At 31.4% G+C, this 5955-nt stretch carries 6 protein-coding genes and 1 pseudogene; all 7 read left to right on the top strand.

Going from position 1 to position 5955, the window contains the following annotated elements:
• Positions 1 to 350 (top strand): annotated as a pseudogene (locus DNC80_RS13025) (phosphohydrolase); the annotation flags it as partial.
• Positions 351 to 512: 162 nt separating this feature from the next.
• Positions 513 to 932, top strand: a complete 420-nt coding sequence (locus tag DNC80_RS13020; RefSeq protein ID WP_182651602.1) for a hypothetical protein — start codon at positions 513 to 515, stop codon at positions 930 to 932.
• A 193-nt stretch (positions 933 to 1125) separates the two neighbouring features.
• Positions 1126 to 1764 (top strand): hypothetical protein, encoded by a 639-nt coding sequence (locus DNC80_RS13015; RefSeq protein ID WP_182651601.1) that lies wholly within the window; start codon positions 1126 to 1128, stop codon positions 1762 to 1764.
• A 167-nt stretch (positions 1765 to 1931) separates the two neighbouring features.
• Positions 1932 to 2552, top strand: coding sequence for a hypothetical protein (locus tag DNC80_RS13010; protein WP_182651600.1), 621 nt, complete (start codon positions 1932 to 1934; stop codon positions 2550 to 2552).
• A gap of 740 nt (positions 2553 to 3292) precedes the next feature.
• Positions 3293 to 3835, top strand: coding sequence for a GIY-YIG nuclease family protein (locus DNC80_RS13005; protein ID WP_182651599.1), 543 nt, complete (start codon positions 3293 to 3295; stop codon positions 3833 to 3835).
• A gap of 173 nt (positions 3836 to 4008) precedes the next feature.
• Complete coding sequence (locus tag DNC80_RS13000) at positions 4009 to 5157, top strand: hypothetical protein (RefSeq protein WP_182651598.1); 1149 nt, start codon at positions 4009 to 4011, stop codon at positions 5155 to 5157.
• 161 nt (positions 5158 to 5318) lie between these two features.
• Positions 5319 to 5801: a hypothetical protein gene (locus DNC80_RS12995; protein ID WP_182651597.1), complete on the top strand. Its 483-nt coding sequence runs from the start codon at positions 5319 to 5321 to the stop codon at positions 5799 to 5801.
• The last annotated feature ends 154 nt before the right edge of the window (positions 5802 to 5955 follow it).

Genomic DNA, 5955 nt, shown 5'->3' with positions numbered 1-5955 from the left:
TTTTTAATGAAATCGATTCATTGGAAAAAATCAAAGAAGAGTTTTATTTAATTTATTCAAATCAATGGTGTTTTTGTATTGAAGATGATGGAGATTGGTCTGAATTTTTTCATGATGGAGCTGAATTACTAAAAAAAACAAATGGAGTAGAAATTACAAATTATTATCCCGGCTTTTTTGACTCGGGTTATTGTAGATTTAACTTCAAAAATGTGAAGCTTAATTTACAACATGAAGGAATGTTGGGCATTGATTTACGAACCGAACCAAATCCTACAAATCATGATATAGAAGTCGCAAGAGGAATATATGAAATATTAAAACAAGTACGAAACAAAAACTACGCCTAACAGCCACTACAACGGATTTGGGCATTTGGCTGAATGGGAAATTGGTTTTGTATTTGGAATATTTGGCAAATCCGAAGAATGGGTTTAATTTAGTCCCAAACCCGCTGTAGTGCCAGAACGTTATGCCTCAGTTTAGAGAACCGAAAACAGAAACGATAAAGAATGACAACAGAAGATTTATTTAAAAGACTTACCGAAGCTAATTTTAGTTTTACAAAACCTTGTAATGCGGAAGAAATAATCTTCCTAAATGAGCAGAAGAAGTCGATGGATAAATTAATAATTTGCGGTTTAGTTGAAGAAGTATCTACTAATAAATACTCACTTTCTGCTGACGGCAGAAAGGCAAAAATATTAGGAGTAAAAAAGTGGGCTGAAAGTTTAACGGACATTGAAAGACGTGTTTTAGTTTATGATTTTTTTGAGTTTTTTAATAATTGGTATAGCCTCCCGAGATTAAAAATAAGACTGGAAAGAAGTATTAAATCTAAAATATCGAAAGAAATATGGGGAGTTATATCTGCCATAATAATGATTTTAGTGGGTTACTTTATAAAAAAAATATTTAATATTGAACTTTAATAAAAAGCCTGCTAAAAAACCGAAGGCATAACACACGCTACAACGGATTTGGGCATTTGGCTTAATGGAAAATTGGTTTGTATTTGGGAGATTTGGCAAATCCGAATAATGGGCTTAATTTAGTCCCAAACCCGCTGTAGCGCGAGAACGTTGGCGGTCAGTTTAGCGAAACTCAAGAGAAAATAGAATCCTAATGAAATTTATCCTATCAATATTTTTTTTAATAAGCCTAAATATTAATGCTCAAATTCAACAAGAATTTTATGTTGATGATGCAACTAATGTTGAACTTTTAACTGTAAACTTTTGCGTAGACAATATAGGAAAAACGAGTACTGTAACTATTATCCCTGAAAAAACAACTTACAAAAATCAAGAGAATATTAAACAAGTTATTGAATATCGTAAAAGTATTGAATATTATCCCGACAGCAAATTGAGAAATAACTGTTACGACTATACTTTTAGATTCATTAATACAAAATTCGAAAACAAAAAACTTGATTCACTAAAAATTCCGAAATGCGAATTATTCCGAAACGGAATATTTAAATATAATGATGGAATTAATTCTGAAACAATAATTGAAAGAAATAACGAAACTCAAATTGAGAAAGATAAAAACGGAACTTCCAAATACAAAATTGAGTGGACAAATGACACAAATTATGTTCTAACATATATTGAAGTTAGTGACAAAGAATCCCAATATTTACTTGGCGAAAAAATATATGTAGAGATAATTGAAATCCTTGAAGACGAAAGGTATGTGTATAAAAGCAATTTATTGGACAGAACAATAGTAACAGGAATTATAAAACGAATAAATTAATATTAACCGAATAAAAAACCGAACCTCCAACACACGCTACAAGCAATTTGGGGATTTGGCTTAATGGAAAAATTGGTTTGTATTTGGAAGATTTGGCAAATCCGAAAATAGGGCTTACTTTAGTCCCAAACTGCGTGTAGCGCGGGAACGTTAGCACTAATACACCAATGAAACGACATAAAACGGAAGATATAATCAAATTTTTGAAGGATAATATTGAGCCATTGGAAGACAATTCTTTTGGGCTTGGGTATAGAGCATCTGTTTATTTAACGGACGGAACATTTTTGCCTTGTGTGATTTTCCGAAATCCAAAGACAGTTGTAAATTTGGCAATCAGACGTTTCAAAGAAGAACAAACTAAAAAAGGGCTTTTTAATCGTTCTTCAGGGGCTAGTTATTACAACATCGTGAAAAATTTTGTCACAAATGGCAATTGTATAAATGAATATGATATCGATAGAGTCGAAAAAAGCAAGTTCGCTTTTCCATTGACAATTCAAAAACAAATCAAAGGCGAAACAACAATGGGTTGGACAGGTTTTGCGCTTAAAATGAAAGATGGAAAACATTTTGGTTTTGGGTCAACATTTCTTTGGCAATTTTTTCAAATGCCCGAAGGCTATTCTGTCGATGATATTGAAGAAGTTATTAATCATAGTTATGTTCTCAAAAATGGAGAATTGCGTTCACATCGAGAAGGTCCGCTAACAAGACCCGAAGAATACAAAGATGCTGTAGTTTATCGAGAGAGACCTTTTTTTGAATGTTATATTGACAGCATATAACAGAATCGGAATAAGTACTAGTGCTAACACACGCTACAAGCAATTTGGGGATTAGGCTTAATTTGAAGTTGGTTTTGTATTTGGAAGATTTGGCAAATCCGAATAATGGGCTTAATTTAGTCCCAAACTGCTTGTAGCGCGGGAACGTTGGTGGCAAGTTGCGCCGAAATTACGCAGGTAATTTCGATTTGGAAATAAAGTTCACAGCTCGCAGAAACTAAAAAAATAGAAGCGCGAAAGTTGGAATTTGCCAGTGGAACCGTGAAAAGCGGAAACTTAAAAAGTGTTGCGCCAAAATTGAAAACAGAAAAGTAGAAACGCGAAAGTTGGAATTTGCCAACGGAAGCTTGAAAAGCGGAAACGTGAAAATTGTTGCGCTTAAAATTGAAAACGGAAAAGCAGAAGTGTCAAAGTTGGAACTTGTCAGCTGAAGCGTGAAAAGCAGAAACTTGAAAAGCGTTGCTCCTAAAATTGAAAGCGAAAAAGTAGAAGCGTGAAAATTGGAATCTGAAAAGCAAAAGCGTGAAAACTTTGTGGAAATTCGTGATTTCGACAAAATAACCAGCCACCAACACACGCTACAAGCAATTTGGGGATTTGGCTTAATTTGAAGTTGGTTTTGTGTCAGGAAGATTTGGCAAATCCGAATAATGGGCTTAATTTAGTCCCAAACTGCTTATAGCGCGAGAACGTTACCAGCTAGTTTTCCTCAAGAAACCGCAATTCAAACCTACACAAATATGAAACAATTAGAATTAATAAATACTAAACTAAAAAACATTAATACCGAACTCATTGAATTTGCAAATTCCCTAGAATTTGAATTTGTCTGTGAATTTAATATGGAAAACTGCAATGAAATTCCTTGGGAAAATATAAATTGTAAAGGAATTTATTTTATTGAAATTAAAAACAATTATCTTTTTGAAGATTTCAAAACTTGGGTTGAAAATTTCAGAAAAGAATGGGAGGACGAAATTTATAAAAAGAAATTTGTTCCCAATTTGAAAAAAATTAGAATTAATAAACATTCAGAACTTAATGAATGGATTCCGTTGTATATTGGAAAATCGAAAAAGATTAAAAGCAGAGTTTACGAACACATACATAAAGAACTTGGAAAACCAACTTTTGCTTTGAAACTGAATTCAAGACAACATATAAAAAAAGAAACATTTAGATTAAGTATTCTAAAAGTTGATACAGAAAACTATGATTGGGTAATGCCAGTATTTGAAAAAACATTAAGAGATAAACATAATCCAATTATCGGCAGACAATAAACCAGCTGGTAACACACGCTACAAGCAATTTGGGTATTAGGCTTAATTTGAAATTGGTTTTCTATTTGGAAGATTTGGCAAATCCGAAAAATGGGCTTAATTTAGTCCCAAACTGCTTGTAGCGCGGGGACGTTAGCGGTAATGCGCCAATATTGCGGCGAAATTGAATCTTAATGAAAGAAAAAACAACATACTTTTTATTATTTATATTTCTAATTCCATTTTTGGTGATATCGCAAAATTTACCTAAGGACACGATATATGGAAATATCAAAAGAATCAGAGAAAAAGTAATATTCTTAACAGAAAAAGAAAATCCACAGTTACTTTACTACACTGATTATGGGCATTCTGGTTTTATGGGGCCAAAATCAACCATATCAAGGTTTTTTAATACTTGGTATTCATCAAACTTATGCTACTATTTGAATTACGAAAGACAATTTGATAAAAAAGGAAGAATAATTAAAGATGTTTGGTTTGGAAAAAAAGATGATTTTATGGATTCATATAGATACTTATATGACGAAAAAAATCGATTAATAAGTACTATTGATTCTTCTGCGCATTCAACTGATACGGAAAATCATTATTTTAAAGAATATGGAGAAACTGTCGATGAAAACATAATATATGAGAATTTAGAACTTAATATATTTTCCCATAATTATAAAAAATATAAAAAAGGTATTGTTATGGTTAGAAAAAACTTTGATGAAAACGGAAAAATAGATGAATACATAAATCATTATAACAAAAGTGGAAAATTAGAGTATACAATTTATAAAAACCCAAATAGTTGGAAAAAATTGGAAGGCAATAGTTGGGGATATGGCGTACAAGACTCAATTGGTGTGACTTATAAAAGTCTAATTAATGAATATGATGAAAGTGATAGGCTTATAAAAACTCAAATATTTGATTTGTATTCTGATGATAAACACGAAAAACCAATTCAAACAAGCCAAAGCAGCTATGTTTATGAGGGCAATAATTTAATAACTAAAATTAACAGTTCAAAAGGATACGGACGATTAACTTATGCTAATTATAGATATGACAGCAGCAGCAAATTACTTGAAAGCTATTGTTGTGAAGAAAATATATCAAATTCAAAAATAATTAAAAAGTATACTTACAATGGAGATAAAATAATTAAACTTACTTATTCCGAAGAATCATTCGAAACAAAGAAAATGGTAAAAAATAAAATCTCATTTTCATACAAATATGATAAAAACAATAACTGGATTGAAATAATAAAAACTGTCGATGGTAAAGATTTATATAAATGGAAAAGAGACATTGAGTATTATCAATAGAACAATGCACTACCGCTAACAGGCGTTTGGCAAGATTGCTAATTTTGTATTAAATTCACGTTTACGTTTCGCAAGAATTTTTATCTTTAACAGAAAATAATTAGTTCCGAACTTCGCAACCTCGCCAAGCGCCGGAACGTTATAGGCTATTTTGAAAAAAAATGGAAATAGAACAAACATCAGAAGAACAAATATATAATTGGATAAAAATTTGTCTTCTTCAACCAAGTGAAAGATTATCTGAACTGTTTTATTACGACAAACGCGATAATCAATTTTTCTCAATCTTAGTTAGTGATTATTTCCACTTTGATGAAGATTATAGTGTTCCCGAAAATGCAAGTTCAAGTTATCCTGAAAATATTTTGAAATTACTTGCTGACAGAATGAAGAGGATTGAAAATGATGATAAATCAATTATTCCATTATCGAGAACAAATAGAGAAGAAAACACAAATGATGATTATTTAGATCAAAAAATTGAAAGGTTTTTAAATTTAAATTCAATTAACATTAAAACTGTAACCATTTGGGATGTTGATTCAATTGGAAGTTTAACAATTGATTTGACAACTATTAATGAAATTGAATCTGAAACAACTCAGAAAATTGAGAAAAAAAATTGGTGGAAGTTTTGGAAGTAAAAAAAACAGCCTATAACAGCAACTACAACGGATTTGGGCAATAGGTTTAATGGAAAATTGGTTTTGTATTTGGGATGATTTGGCAAATCCGAAAATAGGGCTTAATTTAGTCCCAAACCCGCTGTAGTAGCGGGACGTTGGCGGTAATTTAACA

This window comes from Flavobacterium sp. SOK18b (genome assembly GCF_014156605.1).
GTDB classification, from domain to species: domain Bacteria; phylum Bacteroidota; class Bacteroidia; order Flavobacteriales; family Flavobacteriaceae; genus Flavobacterium; species Flavobacterium tiangeerense.
Note: the sequence above shows the minus strand (reverse complement) of the source record. Positions and strands in the feature narration are given on the sequence as shown.